The following is a 14,639-nucleotide window of genomic DNA, read 5'->3' on the forward strand; positions in this document are numbered from 1 at the left end:
ATGTCTGGAATTCTGGATCAAAACTGCTGCTTCTTCGAAATCGCACAGAAGCGCAATTTGCTCTTCTATCACAAAGGCTATTTCTCGCACAGCATCGTCGCGGCGATGAGCGAGGTCGTCAAGCTGCAACTGGAAGTGGCGGGACTGAGCTCGTCCACGCGCAGGAGGATCTTCTCCTCGTTCATCGAGCTTTCGCACAATATCGTGCATTACTCGTGCGACGCGCTCTCAGAAGATCAAGGCCAGGGCGGTGCAATCCGCGAAGGCGCGATGTCCATTTCCGCCGAAGGCGAGCGCCACCTCATGGTCTGCGTGAATCCCATCGCCACGGCGGCCGTGAACGACTTGCGCGAGAAGCTGGAGCCGCTGCGCAACATGTCGATCGAAGAGATCAAGCAGGCCTACAAGATGTCCCTGCGCGCGGACACGCCTGCCGACAGCAAAGGCGCGGGACTGGGTTTTCTGACGATGGCGCGCGACGCCAGTGCGCCGCTCGAATTCGCGTTTCATCCACGCGAAAACGATACGGGCACCACACTGTTTTGCCTCAAGACCATCATCTGACCAGGGCACGCGTACAAAATGGAAAACCTTTTTATCGCCGCCACGGCAACGTCGCCGGAAATCGACTTCCGCTTCGACGAAAACGTGCTGTCACTGCGAGGCGAATCGTATCCCGAGAATGCCGCCGCGTTTTATGCGCCGATCATCGAGCAGCTCAATCTCTGGCTCAAGGCTTGCGAAGACGCCGCGATCACGGTCGAGGTCACGCTCACCTACTTCAACAGCTCGAGCACGAAAATGCTGTTTAGCGTGTTCGACGCACTGGATCGCGCCGCAGCGGCGGGCAACCAGGTGCAGGTGAACTGGTATCGCGACGAAGAAGACGAAACGATCCTCGAATTCGGCGAGGAACTGCAAACCGACTTCACCGCAATCAAGTTCAACGATTGCCCGGTTGCAACGTGAGAACGCTTTGAGGACGACGCGCGTGGAAACGACTGGCTTGCGGGACACCATGAAGGATCATTACCTCGACCTGTTCCGCAACGAAAGCGAGGCGCTGGAGCGGGCCCGTGCGATTGCCGAGGCTCCGGAGTCGCACGCGCACAGTCATCGCGAGGCGCTCATCGAGCTGATCCACCATTACGAGCGCCTGATGCGCGAAACCCGCCGCCTGATCGGGCGCAGCGATCGCGCCGAGCGCGAAATGCAGGCGCTCACGCAGCAACTGCAGTATCGTGCGACACACGACGCGCTGACCGGCGTCCTGAATCGCAGCGCCGTGATCGAACGCACGGTGAAGGCGCTGCGCGCGAATCGGGCGGTCATGATCCTGCTCGACATCGACGACTTCAAGAAGGTCAACGACGACTTCGGGCACCCGGCCGGCGACAGCGTGATTTCGGGCATCGTGAACTGCCTGCGGCGCATACTCGGCGAGACCGGCATCATCGGACGCGTGGGCGGCGAAGAGTTCACGGTGGTATTGCCGGGCTTCGAGATTGCCGATGCCTTGCAACTCGCCGAGCGCATGCGCGCGGCCATTGCGAATCACGCGTTCCCCGCGCCGGTGTGCCGCCTCATTACCGCCAGTTTCGGCGTCAGCGACAATCCGGCCGGCACCGATTTCGACACGGCGTACGGACTCGCCGATTCCGCGCTTTACACCGCCAAGCGCGGCGGCCGCAACTGCGTGACGTTCGAAGGGCAAATCGCCTCAGCAGGCTGAAGGACGGCGGCTGATTGGGCCGTTGCCACGCAACGCTCGTCTTTTCCTAACGCCACTACAATGGTGCGGAGAAAACGGTGACGCGTATGAAGAATGCAGGTCACGAAAGCGCGCGTCGGCAGAGCAAAACAGCGAGGCGATCGATGACAGCGAAGCAGCCGGCAAGCCTGGCGTTGCCAGGGCAAGTCGTACTCGTGTTGCAGGGCGGCGGTGCGTTGGGCGCCTATCAACTCGGCGTTTATGAGGCGTTGCACGCAGCCGGCATCCATGTGGACTGGGTGATCGGCACCTCCATCGGCGCCATCAACGCTGCGTTGATCGCCGGCAACGCACCGGAGCACCGCTTCGAGCGTCTGGACGAATTCTGGCACCGCGTCACGGACCGCACCCGCCTCGACGTGGCGGCAGCGTGGCCAGGCTTCGCGCCCGGCTGGGACAAGACGTTTGCAAAACTGATGATCATCGGCGGCGGCATTGCGGGGTTCTTTCAGCCCAACCCGGCATCGTGGTTCGGTCCGCTCGCGCACCTCGGCGTCGATCGCGCGTCTTACTACAGGATTGCACCGCTGCGCGATACGCTCGTTTCACTGGTCGACTTCGAATTGCTGAACGCCGGGCATCCGCGCCTCACCGTGGGCGCGGTGAACGCACGCACGGGTGCGATGCGCTATTTCGATTCGCGCGACCAGCGCCTGAACGTCGAACACATCATGAGTTCGGGCGCGCTGCCGCCCGCGTTCCCGGCGGTGCGCATCGACGGCGAGCCGTACTGGGACGGCGGCATCTATTCCAACACGCCGGTGGAGGTCGTGCTGGACGACAAGCCGCGCAACAGTTCGGTCATCTTCTCGGTGCAGGTGTGGAATCCAGCGGGCCCGGAGCCGGAAAGCATCTGGCAGATCGCAGAGCGGCAAAAGGACATTCAGTACGCGAGCCGCACCGAAAGCCATATCGCGCGCCAGCAGCAGATCCACCGCTTGCGCCACGTGATCCGCGAACTCGCGAAGCGCGTGCCCGAGGCCGAACGCGACACAATCGATGTGCGGGAACTGGCGGCCTGGGGCTGCGAGACCACCATGCGGCTCATCAAGCTCGCGGCGCCTCGACTCGACGGCGACGACCAGTTGAAGGACATCGACTTCACCCCGTCGGGCATTGCCGCGCGCCGGCGCGCGGGCTACGAGGCCGCCATGCGGGCGATCGAAGCGAGACCCTGGGACGCCCCGATGGACCCGATAGAAGGACTCAGCGTCTACAGCGCGGACGAAGAATAAAAGAAAGCGATAGGGCATCAACCCCATATCGCCCCACTCGAACCACAGTGGAAAAAAGCCGGCGGGTGGAGCCACCGGCCGAGCAGATCGGTCCGGCCGGTCAGTGCACGGCAGCGGCGAGCAGCGATTTGAGTTGGGTCGCGCTGTCGGCGAGACGCTCGGGTTCGATGCGCGCACGGCGCGCAATCAGTTCCTGCGCAATGCGTACGTCGCGGGCGATTTCGCCCGTTTGCCCCACGCCGCTCGCGCTCACCAGCACGCCCGCGTCGTCGAACGCGAAGAACACCTTCGATGCCGTGCCCGTTGCACGCACTGCCCTGGTCGAGCCGAACGCGGGCAAGCCCGCGATCTGGACCGTCATGTCGTATTGATCGGACCAGAACCACGGCACGGCGCGGTGCGCCTCGTCGCGGCCGAGCATGTTGAGCGCGGCCACACGCGCCTGGTCCTCGGCGTTGCGCCAGCATTCGAGACGAATGCGCCGTCCGTACAGCGGATGCACGAACGAACACACATCGCCCGCGGCGTAGATATCCGGGTCGCTGGTCCGCAGCATGGGATCGACGGCAATGCCGTTGTCGATCGCGAGACCCGCTGCCTGTGCGAGCGCCACACGCGGCGCGACGCCAATGCCGACCACGACCGCATCGCAAGGCACGACGGTTGCGTCGCCGAGCACGACGGCATTGACGCGCCCTTCGCCCTCGAAGCGTGCCACGTGCACGTCGAAGCGCACGTCCACGCCGCGCTCGCGATGAAGGTCCACGAGGCACTGCGCCACCTCCGCAGGCACCGCGCGCATCAACGCGCGCGGCGCGGCTTCGAGCACGACGACTTCGCAGCCGCGCTGCACCGCCGAGGCCGCGACTTCGAGCCCGATGAAACCCGCGCCGACCACCGCAATGCGACGCCCCGGCCCGAGTTCTCCCGCGATGGCGAGCGCGTCGCCGGCAGTGCGCAACACGTGCACGCCCGCGAGACCGGCGCCAGGCACACTCATGCGGCGAGGCTCGGCACCGGTCGCGATCAGCAGGCGACGGTAAGCAAGCGTCGCGCCGTTCGCGAGCGTTACCGTATGCGCGGCGCAATCGATCGCGCGCGCAGCGCAACCGCTGCGCAGGTCGACACCCTGCTCGCGATAAAACGCCTCGCGGTGTATCGCGCCCTGTTCCGGCGTGCGCACGCCCAGCAGCACCGCCTTGGAAAGCGGCGGCCGTTCGTACGGTGCTGCGGCTTCGCCGGCGATCAGCGAAATCGCGCCTTGCCAGCCGCCTTCGCGCAGAACCTGCACGGCGCGTGCACCGCACTGGCCGCCGCCTATCACCACCATGGCATCGCCCGCACTCATGCTGACTCCTTGCGCGCTCAACGATACTGCCCCGCGAGCGCAGACACCTGCTGAATGTTCTGCGGCGTGATGAAGCCCGGCCCGGAGCTGATATTGCGTGCCTCATACACGGGCTTGAGCCCATAGTCCTTTAGACGCTGCTGGAACTTCGGGTTCTGCTCGAGTGCGGTGCGCGCCTGCAGCACATCGTTGTTGTGGTTCTGATGCATGATCGCCAGCAGGGCTACCGGGATATACCCCTGCAAATACGGCTGCTGGTCGGTGCAGAACTTGATCGTGCCGTCCTTGATGCCCTTCGCGACGTCCGAGTCGATATCGAAGGTCGCAAACCAGATCTTGCCGGCAAGCCCGAGGCTCTTCACCGCGCGTATCGTCGGATCGGCCGAGGTCGGACCGAGCGTGAGCACGGCCTGCGTGTCCGGGTGGTTGCGCAGATACGCACTCACCTTCGATTCTATGCCCGTGGGGTCGGTGCCCGCATCGAGCACCGAGGTTTTCATGTTCGCGCCGATGGCATCGGCAAAGCCGCGGCAGCGTTCGAACGAGAGCGGATTCGTGGCGTAATGGTTCACGCACAGGAACGTCTTCACGCCGTCCGCCTTCGCGCGCAGCCCCGCCTCCTTGCCCGCGAGATACTCGGGCTGGCCCACGTGCATGAGCGCGCCAAGCTCGGCGCTCTGCTGCTCAGTGCCCGTATTCGCGGTGATGAAGGGAATGTTCTTCGCTTTCAGGCGCGCCACGGCGCCCTTGAGCAGATCGAAATCCGCAATGGTCGTGACCACGCCGTCGTAATTGCGCGCGGCCGCCTGATTCACGAGCTGCACCATGTCGGCGATATCGCCATTGGGCGGATTACGGTAGTCCGTCTGGACATTGAAGTCCTGATCCGCCTGCTTGATGCCGTTCTTGACGGTATTCCACCACGCATCCGAATCGGGCGCGTGCGAAATGAAGTCGAAATGCGCGACGGGGTCCGCGTGCGCCGCAGGACTCAGCGCGAGTGCGAACACCGTAGCCGCCAGCGGCAATACCCTCAGGAAAGGAACATTCATGGCTGTCTCCTAAATTGCGTCGTTATCGTGGTGATTCAACGATTCGTATGCCGAATCAATCGGTTGCGAGCCCGAGGTAGATCGTGCCGGCCTCCACCTTGACCGGGTGTGTGGCGAGATTCACGCAGACCGGCGCCCCCTTGGCCGCGCCCGATGGAATGTGGAAGCGCCCCATATGCATCGGACACTCGATGATGTCGCCGAACACGAGACCTTGCGCGAGACGCGCCGTTTCGTGTGTGCAGACCCCCGCGGACGCGTAGTAGCCCGTGGGCGTGTGGTAGATCGCGTAAAGCTCGCCTGCGTGCTCGAACTCCATCACGTCCTCTTCTTCGAGTTCGTCGCTCGCGCACACCTCATGCCATTGAAGAATGTTCATGGTCGTCTCCTCCGTCTTCATCTTCGAAAAATTAGCGGGTGGCCCAGGCGTCATTGCGTATCGGCGGCAAAGGCATTCGCACCGGCGGCCTCGCGCATCGCGCCCGCCGTCTTGCCGGGCACCTGCGGTGTGATCATGTAGTCCGGGTCGCGGCGCTGCCTGCGCAACACGTGCACGATCTCGGCCCACGCGTCGAACAAACCGTCATAAGCGGGCGGCAAGTCGGCCTCGATCGCTTTGCGCAGTTTGGGCAGCGCATGAAACGGCACGTTGGGGAACATATGGTGCTCGACGTGATAGTTCATGTTCCAGTAGAGGCACTGCAGCACGGGGTTCAGGCGCAGCGTGCGGGTGGAGAAGCGGTGATCGAGTTCGTTCTCGCGCAGGCCGGTGTGCTGGGTAATGGCCAGCAGTTCGTGCAGCCAGGCGCCGTATGCGCGGGGCAGCAGCAGGAACACCACGGGCAGCCAGCTATGCGCGACGAAGGCCCACACGCCAACGGCCACGTAGAGCGCGAGCATGACCCGCGAATTGCGGCGCATGGCCCGATATTCGACCACCGGTACGACGGCCTTCGCGCTCCGTGTCACGATGCCAAGGCTTTGCAGCACGATGTTGCCGAGATGATGAATGCCATGGGAAACGCGCAGGAAGTCGGTGGCGAGCTTGAGGTAATTGGGCGGCCGCTTGACGGCGATTTCAACGTCGGCGGGCACCGTGGCCGTGAGGTGCGTATAGGTGTGATGCTGCGCATGCGACCAGCGGCTATAGATCTGCTCGCGCCAGGTCATGAAGCAGATGACCCAGTGCACGGACTCGTTGAGCCATTCGCTCCTGAACGGCGTGCGGTGACGCAGTTCGTGCTCCATCGCCTCGGCGAACGCGTAGATCGTGCCGTACAGCAGAAAGGCCGGAATGCACCAGAGCGTGCCCAGCGAAAGCCAGGCGAGCGTGCCGGTGGCGAGCACGAGTGCCATGAAGCCGCCGAAATACGTCAGGGCAACCCGGTCGTTGCGCCGCGTGACCTCCTTGAGCACCTTGCGGTCGAGCGGACAACGGTACCAATCGTCCATCGTGATGACCTGCGGCGAGCCTGGCTGTGCGGACATGAATCGAACTCCCGTGCATAACATTGAACGCTGATGAGCCGCTTTGACTTCGCTCATCCTTGAGGCGAATTACAGGCTCTAAATGAGCTACAGTCAAAGACTAAAATGACTCATTTTGATCATTAAAGGGTTTTTACCTAAACTCATCGTGTCTGAAAACGTTCTCCACGTGGAGATAAAATCCAAATACGTGCGACGAAAGACTCATTTTGAGGCAAAATGAGATCATCCTCACTCGCTGCGGAACCCCGATGAAGAGCCGCCCCACGCTGAAGCAGTTAATGGAACTCACGCAGTTGAGCCGCGCGACCATCGACCGGGCGCTCAACGACCGCCCCGGCGTGCACCCGCGCACGCGCAGCGCCGTGGAAGCCGCGCTCAGACAACTGGGCGCGGGCGACGGCGAGGTGCTGCCGCCCGCATCGCGTACTTCGTCCAGTGCGCTGCGCGTGCGCCTGCTCCTCCAGGCCGGCGACGCCTTCAGCGCGGAACTCACGCGCACGGCAGCGAGCCTCGAAGCCGAGTTCACCGGGGCGGGCGTGACGGTCGAGGTGGTCAATTGCGTGGGCGCCAGCGACGAAGACGTCGCACTGCGCGTGCGCGAGGCGGCGCAAGGCGCTGCCGACGCCATCGGCATCATCTGCACGAACACGCCGCCGATTACGTCGGCGCTGCGCGAATGCATGGCGCGGGGCCTGGGCGTGGTGACGCTCATCACCGACGTCGACGCCGATGCGCGCCACACCTACGTGGGCGTGAACAACCGCGCCGCGGGCCAGTCGGCCGCGTTCCTCGTGGGCCGGCACCTGGAGGGACGGCCCTCGCCTTCCGTGGCCGTTGTGGTCGCAACGTTCTCGTACACCTGTCACGAAGACCGCGAGATCGGCTTTCGTTCGCTGTTGCGCCAGCGCTTTCCCCACGTGAACGTGGTCGAAGTGATCAAGGGCGCCGACTCGGGTCCGGCGACCTACGAGGCCACGCGGCACTGCATGGAAATGCACGGCGCGCTCGACGGCATCTACAACGTGGCGGGCGGCAACGAAGGACTCGCAGCGGCGCTGCGCGAGCGCGGGCTTGCGGGCCGCACGCTCTATGTGACGCATGAGGTGAACGCCGTGACGGAGCCGCTGTTGCGGGCGGACGTGATCGACTATCTGCTCTCGCAAGACTTGCGTCTGCTGCTGCGCACGGCCGTCGAACAGATGCGCCACGCGGCGGCAGGCGGCACGCCGCCCGCGCAGGCGCTCGTGCCGATCGAGACGTATTCGCGCTATTCCTTGCCCTGAAGCGGCTGAAGCGCCTGAAGCGGCTGCGCCACCAGCCTTGCGCCACCGGTTGCATGCATCGCCCGTTTACGATACTTTATGCTCGTTTTTGCTCGATTCGACGGGCAAGCCAACGAGCAAGCGGGAGCCGAACCCATGCAACGAACACGCCAGGAGGCCAGTGAAGGCCTGCTCCCCGACGAGCGCGAGCGCCTGATCCTCGAAAAACTGCGCGCCGAGGGCCGTGTGCTGGCCGCCGAACTCGCCGCGCAGCTCGACACCTCGGAGCACACGATCCGGCGCCATTTGCGCGACCTGGCCGAGGCAGGCCACTGCAAGCGCGTCTATGGCGGGGCGCTGCTCACCTCGCCCGCCAACAAGCCCGCCTCCGTGCGCATGCGCGAGCAACTGCCGGCCAAGGCGCGCCTTGCGCGCGCCGCCGCCGCGCTCGTCAAGCCCAACCAGGTGATTCTGCTCGACGCGGGCTCCACGAACGTCGAGATCGCGGCGGCACTGCCGGAGAACGCCGGCCTCACGGTGGTCACCACGTCGCCGCAGGCCTGTGTGCGCCTGCTCGAGCGTCCAGGCATCGAAGTCGTCCTGATCGGCGGCCGCGTGAGCGCGCAGGCCGCGGGCGCGCTCGGAGCGACGGCGCTCGTGCAGATTCAGCAGATCAAGGCCGATCTCTGCTTTCTCGGCGCATGCGCACTCGATCCGTCCGAAGGCATTGCAGCCTTCGATGCGGAGGATGCCGAAATGAAACGCGCGATGGTCGCCGCAAGCGGCCAGATCGCGGCCGCGGTCACCACGGAAAAGCTCATGACGTCCGCGCCGTTCGTCATTGCGCCGTGCGCTTCGCTCGACTATCTGGTCGTCGATATCGACGTACCGAAACGCCATCTGAAGCAGCTGAAAGCCGCATGCGGCGACGTGGCGGTGGCGCGATGAGGCCCCTGCGCGAACGCTACGCCACCACGGCGATCTTTCTGGCGAACGGCTTCGGCATCGGCGCGTGGGCCGTCGAGGTGCCGCGCGTGAAGGACAAGCTGCTCCTTGGCGACTCCCTGCTCGGGGTCGCGCTCTTTGCCTTCGCGCTGGGCGCCATCGTCGCCATGCCGCTCGCGGGGCGTCTCGCGCCGAAGGTCGGCAGCGGCCGCGCGACCGCCCTGCTCGGCGTGCTGTTCGTCGCCGCGTTTCCAATGCCCGCGCTCGCGCCCAACGCGCCGTTGCTGTGTGCCGCGTTGCTGCTGCTCGGCGCGCTCAATGGCGCGCTCGACGTTTCCATGAACGGCCACGCCAGCGCGATCGAAAAAGTGTGGCATGCGCCGATCATGTCGTCGTTCCACGCGGCATGGAGCGCGGGCGGTCTGGCGGGCGCGGCAGTTGGCACGGTGCTGCAGAAAGCAGGATTCGGTGTGCTAAGCGGTCTAGCGCTGCCGGCCATTCCCATCGCCGTGCTGATCGTCGGTGCAGCGCTGCTCTCGCTGCGCGACGTGGGCACGCGCCCGGAGGCTGCGTCGGGCGGCGGCTTCGCGTGGCCACAGGCGGGCGTCGTGAAGCTCGCCGCACTCGCGTTCCTTTGCATGATGACCGAGGGCGCCATCGCCGACTGGAGCGCCGTGTACCTGCGAACCGCCTTGCCCGCTCATGCGGATAGCGCGGGCATCGGCTATACGGCGTTCGCGTTCGCCATGGCGGCGTGCCGTGTGGTGGGCGACGCGTTCGTGCGGCGGCTGGGCGCGGTGCGCGTGGTCGCGCTGGGCGGCCTGCTTTCGGCTGCGGGTCTTGCCGCCGTGCTCGCTGCGCCGGCGCTCGCTACGGCGGTGGTGGGGTTCATCTGCGTGGGCATTGGGCTTGCCAATGTGGTCCCGGTGATTTTCAGCGCAGCCGGGCGTACGACCGATCCGCCCGTTACCGGCGTGTCGATGGCGGCCACTGCGGGGTATGCGGGCTTTCTCGTGGGACCGCCGATCATCGGCTTTGGCGCGGGGCTAGTGGGGCTGCAACTCGCGCTCGGCGTGCTGGTGCTCGCGACGCTCGCGGTGTGCTTTGCGGGGAGTCGCGCGGTTCGCGATGTCGATGCATCGCGCGGCGAATCGGCGACGCATGCGCCGGTGCGCAGCGATACGCGCGACGCGGATCGTATCGAGGCGGACTGACCTGCGGTCGCCCGGCGCATCGAATATCACCACAAGATCCGGATATCTCCACCCAATCGCCCTGCGTAGACTCGATCCCGAAGCTCAAACCACCGCATCCGGCCCGCGCCGGATCGATCTTCGGGACATCGACAATGGGCATCACAACAGGTAACGCGACGCCACAGCGCGTCGTCGTCAATCTTTCGCACGCGAGTCTCGCCGCGCAATTCAGCGAGCAGATGGCCATTGCGGTCATTCCGATCGTCGCCGTGGTGGCATTGGGCGCTACCGCGCAGCAAAGCGCCTCGCTACAGGCCATCAATACCCTGCCCTTCCTGCTGCTGTCGCTGCCCGCCGGTCTCATTGCCGATCGCAGCCGGCGCAAGCCGCTCATGATCGCAACCGAACTGCTGCGTGCCGCCGCCCTCTTCGTGCTGTTCGCGTTGTTCCATGCGCGCGTGCTGTCGCTCTACACGCTCGGCTCCCTGGGCTTCGCCATCGCGACCGGCACCGTGGTGTTCAGCGTGACGGCGCCCTCGCTCGTCGCGGCCATGGTCGAAACGGGCGACCTGCTCGCCGCCAACCGGCGGCTCGAAATCGCGCGCAGCATCGCCTATACGGCGGGGCCTTCCGTGGGCGGTATCTTTGCGGGCTGGGCGTCGGGCGTGTTCGCGTTTCTCGCGGCGTTCGCCTTGTCGCTCGCCAGCGCATGGTGTCTCGCACGCCTGCCCGCCGAGGCGCCGCGCTCGCGTTCGCGTCGCGCGCTTGCACGCGAACTCTTCGACGGCGTGCAGTTCATCGCGCGCAGCACGCATCTGCGGCCCATCGTGGCGACGGCCTTCGTCTTCAACACGTCGTGGTATCTGCTGCTCGCCGTGTTCGCGTGGTACGCGATACACCGGCTCGCGTTCGCGCCATCGGCGGTAGGCGTTGCGCTCGGCGTATATGGCTTCGGGATGGTGGGCGGCGCGTTTCTCCACAAGATCATCGCAAAGCGGCTCGTCTTCGGGCGGCAAATCCTGCTCGGCCCGACGAGCGCTGCGCTTGCCTCGCTGCTCATGGCGAGCACCGCCCTCACGCATTCGCGCGCCACTGTGTTTCTGGCTTTCTTTCTGTTCGGCTTCGGGCCGATCGTCTGGACCATCTCGACCACGGCGTTGCGCCAGGTCGTCACGCCTCGCGATCTGATCGCGCGCGTCTCGTCGGTCATCATGATGGCGACGTTCGGCGCGCGCCCGCTCGGCGCCCTGCTCGGCGCGTTCCTGAGCACGCGCCTTGGCATGACGAGTTGCCTCGTCGGCGCCGCGTGCGGTTTCGCCCTTCAGCTCGCGATCATCGTGTGCTCGGCGCCCGCGCGGCTGCGCTCGATCGAAGGTCTCGATGAAGCGCAAGCCGAGCCGAGCGACGTGAAGGCAATGCGCTTCGCGACGGAGAGCCGCCAGGAGTAAGGCGACCGAAGTCGCCCTTCATTGCCTAGCTGTTCGAACCGTCGAAGTCCACCACTTCGACCCAGTTCGCACCCTTGCCCACCGGGTACTTGCCAAGCTCATGCAGCGCACCGCTCTTCGCCTCGATGCGGTACGCGCTCAGCGTGGGCGAGAGCTGGCCCACGGCAAACAGATACTGGCCCGACGGATCGATATTGAAGCCGCGCGGCTGCTTCTCGGTGGCGTACGTGCCGATGCGCGTGAGCTTGCCCGTTTCCTGGTTCACGCGGTACGCGCCCAGCGTGCTCGACGTGCGCTCCGAGATATACAGGTGGCGGCCATCGGGCGTGAGGTGGACGTCGGCGCCCCATGGCTTGTCGCCGGAGAAACCGGCGGGCAGGATCGAAATCGTCTGGATCGGCTTGACCGAGTCGTTCGCCGCGTTGAAGGCGAGCACGTGCAGCTTGCCGTCGAGTTCGTCGATCAGATAGACGAAGCGCTGGTCCGGCGAGAACTGGAAGTGGCGCGGGCCGGAATCCTTGGGCAGCGAGTAAGCGGGCTTCGCGTCTTCGGTGAGCGCGCCCGTCGAGGCGTCGAACTTCAGGCGCAGCCAGGCGTCGGCGCCGAGCACCGAGGCGAACGCATAGCGGTTGTCCGGCGAGGTGCGAATGATGTGCGCCATCGGGCCCGTCTTCACGGTTTGCTGCACGTCGGCGGCCACGCCGTTTTCGCCGATACGGTTCACCGCCAGCAGATTGCCGCCGTACGAAGCCGAAAGCAGATAGCGTCCCGTGCCGTCGGTGGAAACATAGGCCATGCTCTCCGCGAGCGGCGCGCGGCCCAGTTCGGCGAGACGGCCGTCGAGCGGATTCACGGCGAAGCTCACCACGCGATACGGCTTCGAGCGCAGCGCCGCATACAGGTGGTGATGGTCGGGCGAGAACGCCATCGGCATCACCGTGCCGCCCGCCGGCACGGTCTCGACCGCGGCCAGCGCGCCGCTTTGCGCATCGAGGCGAAACACCGAAATATCCTGGCTATCGGCGTTCGACACATACACATAGCTAGCCGCATGCACGGCCACCGATGCCGCGAGCCCGAAAACGGCCCCCACCACGCTGCGCAAGATTGCCTTCTTCCTCATATCGTCCTTTCTGGTTTGTTAGTTCTATTGAATGGTCTTGCGCGTTGCAGGCTTCACGCAAGCGCGCCGACGCGGAACACCGAAACCGCTTCCTTCATCGATTGCGCCTGGTGCTCCAGCGCGCTCGCGGCGGCGGCGGCCTGCTCCACGAGCGCGGCGTTCTGCTGGGTGACCTGATCCATCTGGCTCACGGCCATGCCCACCTGCTGAATGCCCGTGCTCTGTTCGGCGGTGGCCGTCGTAATCTCGGCCATGATGGTGGCGACATTGCGCACCGAGTTGACGATCTCGTTCATCGCCTCGCCGGCCTGCGCGACGAGCGCGTTGCCGCTGCGCACGTCTTCCATCGACGCGCCAATCAGTTCCTTGATCTCGCGTGCGGCGCCCGCGCTGCGTTGCGCGAGTGTGCGCACCTCGCCCGCGACCACGGCGAAGCCGCGTCCCTGCTCGCCCGCGCGCGCCGATTCCACGGCGGCGTTGAGCGCGAGAATATTGGTCTGGAACGCGATGCTGTCGATCATGCTCGTGATCTCGGCGATCTTCTGCGAGCTGGCGCTGATGTCCTGCATGGTCTGCACGGCGCGTCCCACCACGTCGCCGCCGCGCTGCGCGAGTTCGGCCGCGCCCGTGGCGAGCGTGCTGGCCTCGGATGCGTTCGCGGAGTTCTGCTTCACCGTGGAGGTGAGTTCCTCCATGCTCGCGGCGGTTTCTTCGAGCGAGGCAGACTGCTCCTCCGTGCGGCTCGACAGATCGAGATTGCCCGCGGCGATCTCGCGCGCGGCCGTGTGAATCGCGTCGCAACTGTCGCGCACGCCGGCCACGGTGTGCGAGAGCCCCGCCTGCATCCGTCGCATGGCCGCGAACAGCAGGCCGATTTCGTTGCGGCCCGCTTCGGGCACGCGCACGGTGAGATCGTTCGAAGCGATGCGGTCGAGCACCGCCGCGGCGTCGGCCAGCGGGCGTGACACGATGCGCTGCAAGGCGAAATGCGTGACGACGACGAGCGCCAGTGCGATGGCCACGCCCACGCCCACGAGCGTGACGATCCAGGCATAGCGCGCGTTGCCCTCGTCGAGCGTGGCCTCGGCGAGCGCGTTAGCGAGCTTCTGGAACTTCTCCACGCTCACGGAATAGGCCGCGCCCGCGGCGGTGATGTCGGTGTCGTTGACCGCCACGTAGGCGGCCGTGTCGCCGTTGCGCAGCGCGTCGGTGGCGCGCGTGAGCGTGTTCGAGAGTTGCGCCGCCGAATCGAGCAACTGACGCTTGAGGTCCGCGTCCATGCCCTCGAAAGCCGGAGCATTGGCGAACGCCTGGGTCTCGCTCGCCGAAAGCTCGAAGCTATGGGCCGCGCTCTTCAACGCGGAGTCGCGCGTGGCCGTGTCGTTGCGTTCCTTGAGCGCGCTGTAGCCGCGCACGAGCGCTGAACGCGTGCGCGTGGTGTCCTTATAGGCGTCGTTGACCAGAATGGTCTGACGCGCGATTTCGTGCAGGCGTTGGGCGCTGGCGTTCGACTCCCTGAGCGAGAACACGCCCGCGAAGCCGCCAATCAGGATCATCACGCCAAAGATCACCAGCACCGCAAGGAGGCTGGCTCGTACCGTCGTGTTGCGCATGTTGCTTCAATCCCCGGTTTCCATGGTGCTCTTCTTTACGGCTCAAACGCCGGAGTCTTGAGGGTCCAGTCGCCATGTTGTCCAACAACTTGGCCGCATCATCCCACAATCGCGCGGTTATCCTGAAATTCGAGTTTACCCTGAGGCCGACTCAA

At 65.3% G+C, this 14,639-nt stretch carries 14 protein-coding genes; 8 read left to right on the forward strand and 6 right to left on the reverse strand.

Annotated elements, in window-relative coordinates:
* The 4 genes from A3CW_RS0102825 (at position 1) to A3CW_RS0102840 (ending at position 3,006) form a co-directional block, all read left to right on the forward strand.
* The gene (locus A3CW_RS0102825; protein ID WP_028202217.1) at positions 1 to 564 is read left to right on the forward strand and encodes a SiaB family protein kinase; all 564 of its coding nucleotides are present in this window, start codon (positions 1 to 3) and stop codon (positions 562 to 564) included.
* An 18-nt stretch (positions 565 to 582) separates the two neighbouring features.
* Positions 583 to 969, forward strand: coding sequence for a DUF1987 domain-containing protein (locus A3CW_RS0102830; protein ID WP_028202218.1), 387 nt, complete (start codon positions 583 to 585; stop codon positions 967 to 969).
* A 22-nt stretch (positions 970 to 991) separates the two neighbouring features.
* Complete coding sequence (locus A3CW_RS0102835) at positions 992 to 1,732, forward strand: GGDEF domain-containing protein (RefSeq protein WP_407669689.1); 741 nt, start codon at positions 992 to 994, stop codon at positions 1,730 to 1,732.
* Positions 1,733 to 1,875: 143 nt separating this feature from the next.
* Entirely contained in the window at positions 1,876 to 3,006 is a 1,131-nt protein-coding gene (locus A3CW_RS0102840; protein ID WP_028202220.1) for a patatin-like phospholipase family protein, read from the forward strand.
* 100 nt (positions 3,007 to 3,106) lie between these two features.
* Here A3CW_RS0102840 and A3CW_RS0102845 read toward each other — a convergent pair whose 3' ends face one another.
* From A3CW_RS0102845 to A3CW_RS44995, 4 genes are read right to left on the reverse strand one after another with little or no spacing between them, the layout of a single operon-like run.
* Positions 3,107 to 4,354 (reverse strand): NAD(P)/FAD-dependent oxidoreductase, encoded by a 1,248-nt coding sequence (locus A3CW_RS0102845; RefSeq protein ID WP_028202221.1) that lies wholly within the window; start codon positions 4,352 to 4,354, stop codon positions 3,107 to 3,109.
* A 17-nt stretch (positions 4,355 to 4,371) separates the two neighbouring features.
* The gene (locus A3CW_RS0102850; RefSeq protein ID WP_028202222.1) at positions 4,372 to 5,406 is read right to left on the reverse strand and encodes a sugar ABC transporter substrate-binding protein; all 1,035 of its coding nucleotides are present in this window, start codon (positions 5,404 to 5,406) and stop codon (positions 4,372 to 4,374) included.
* A gap of 55 nt (positions 5,407 to 5,461) precedes the next feature.
* A complete protein-coding gene (locus tag A3CW_RS0102855) occupies positions 5,462 to 5,785 on the reverse strand; it encodes a Rieske 2Fe-2S domain-containing protein (protein WP_028202223.1) in 324 nt (107 codons plus the stop codon).
* A gap of 50 nt (positions 5,786 to 5,835) precedes the next feature.
* Entirely contained in the window at positions 5,836 to 6,894 is a 1,059-nt protein-coding gene (locus A3CW_RS44995; RefSeq protein WP_051481182.1) for a fatty acid desaturase, read from the reverse strand.
* A 251-nt stretch (positions 6,895 to 7,145) separates the two neighbouring features.
* On the opposite strand from A3CW_RS44995, the gene A3CW_RS0102865 reads away from it, so the two are divergent.
* The 4 genes from A3CW_RS0102865 to A3CW_RS45005 all read left to right on the forward strand — a co-directional run bounded on the left by A3CW_RS0102865 (position 7,146) and on the right by A3CW_RS45005 (position 11,748).
* A complete protein-coding gene (locus tag A3CW_RS0102865; protein WP_028202224.1) occupies positions 7,146 to 8,180 on the forward strand; it encodes a LacI family DNA-binding transcriptional regulator in 1,035 nt (344 codons plus the stop codon).
* Between the two features lie 135 nt (positions 8,181 to 8,315).
* Complete coding sequence (locus tag A3CW_RS0102870) at positions 8,316 to 9,107, forward strand: DeoR/GlpR family DNA-binding transcription regulator (protein WP_028202225.1); 792 nt, start codon at positions 8,316 to 8,318, stop codon at positions 9,105 to 9,107.
* Positions 9,104 to 10,318, forward strand: a complete 1,215-nt coding sequence (locus tag A3CW_RS45000) for an MFS transporter (RefSeq protein WP_245623524.1) — start codon at positions 9,104 to 9,106, stop codon at positions 10,316 to 10,318. The genes A3CW_RS0102870 and A3CW_RS45000 overlap by 4 nt, the downstream gene beginning before the upstream one ends.
* 134 nt (positions 10,319 to 10,452) lie before the next feature.
* Positions 10,453 to 11,748, forward strand: coding sequence for an MFS transporter (locus tag A3CW_RS45005; protein ID WP_063750793.1), 1,296 nt, complete (start codon positions 10,453 to 10,455; stop codon positions 11,746 to 11,748).
* Between the two features lie 25 nt (positions 11,749 to 11,773).
* On the opposite strand, the gene A3CW_RS0102885 is transcribed toward A3CW_RS45005, so the two are convergent.
* Complete coding sequence (locus A3CW_RS0102885) at positions 11,774 to 12,871, reverse strand: lactonase family protein (RefSeq protein ID WP_028202226.1); 1,098 nt, start codon at positions 12,869 to 12,871, stop codon at positions 11,774 to 11,776.
* Positions 12,872 to 12,924: 53 nt separating this feature from the next.
* Positions 12,925 to 14,484: a methyl-accepting chemotaxis protein gene (locus tag A3CW_RS0102890; protein WP_028202227.1), complete on the reverse strand. Its 1,560-nt coding sequence runs from the start codon at positions 14,482 to 14,484 to the stop codon at positions 12,925 to 12,927.
* Between the last annotated feature and the right edge of the window lie 155 nt (positions 14,485 to 14,639).

Source organism: Paraburkholderia nodosa DSM 21604 (assembly GCF_000519185.1).
GTDB lineage: Bacteria > Pseudomonadota > Gammaproteobacteria > Burkholderiales > Burkholderiaceae > Paraburkholderia > Paraburkholderia nodosa.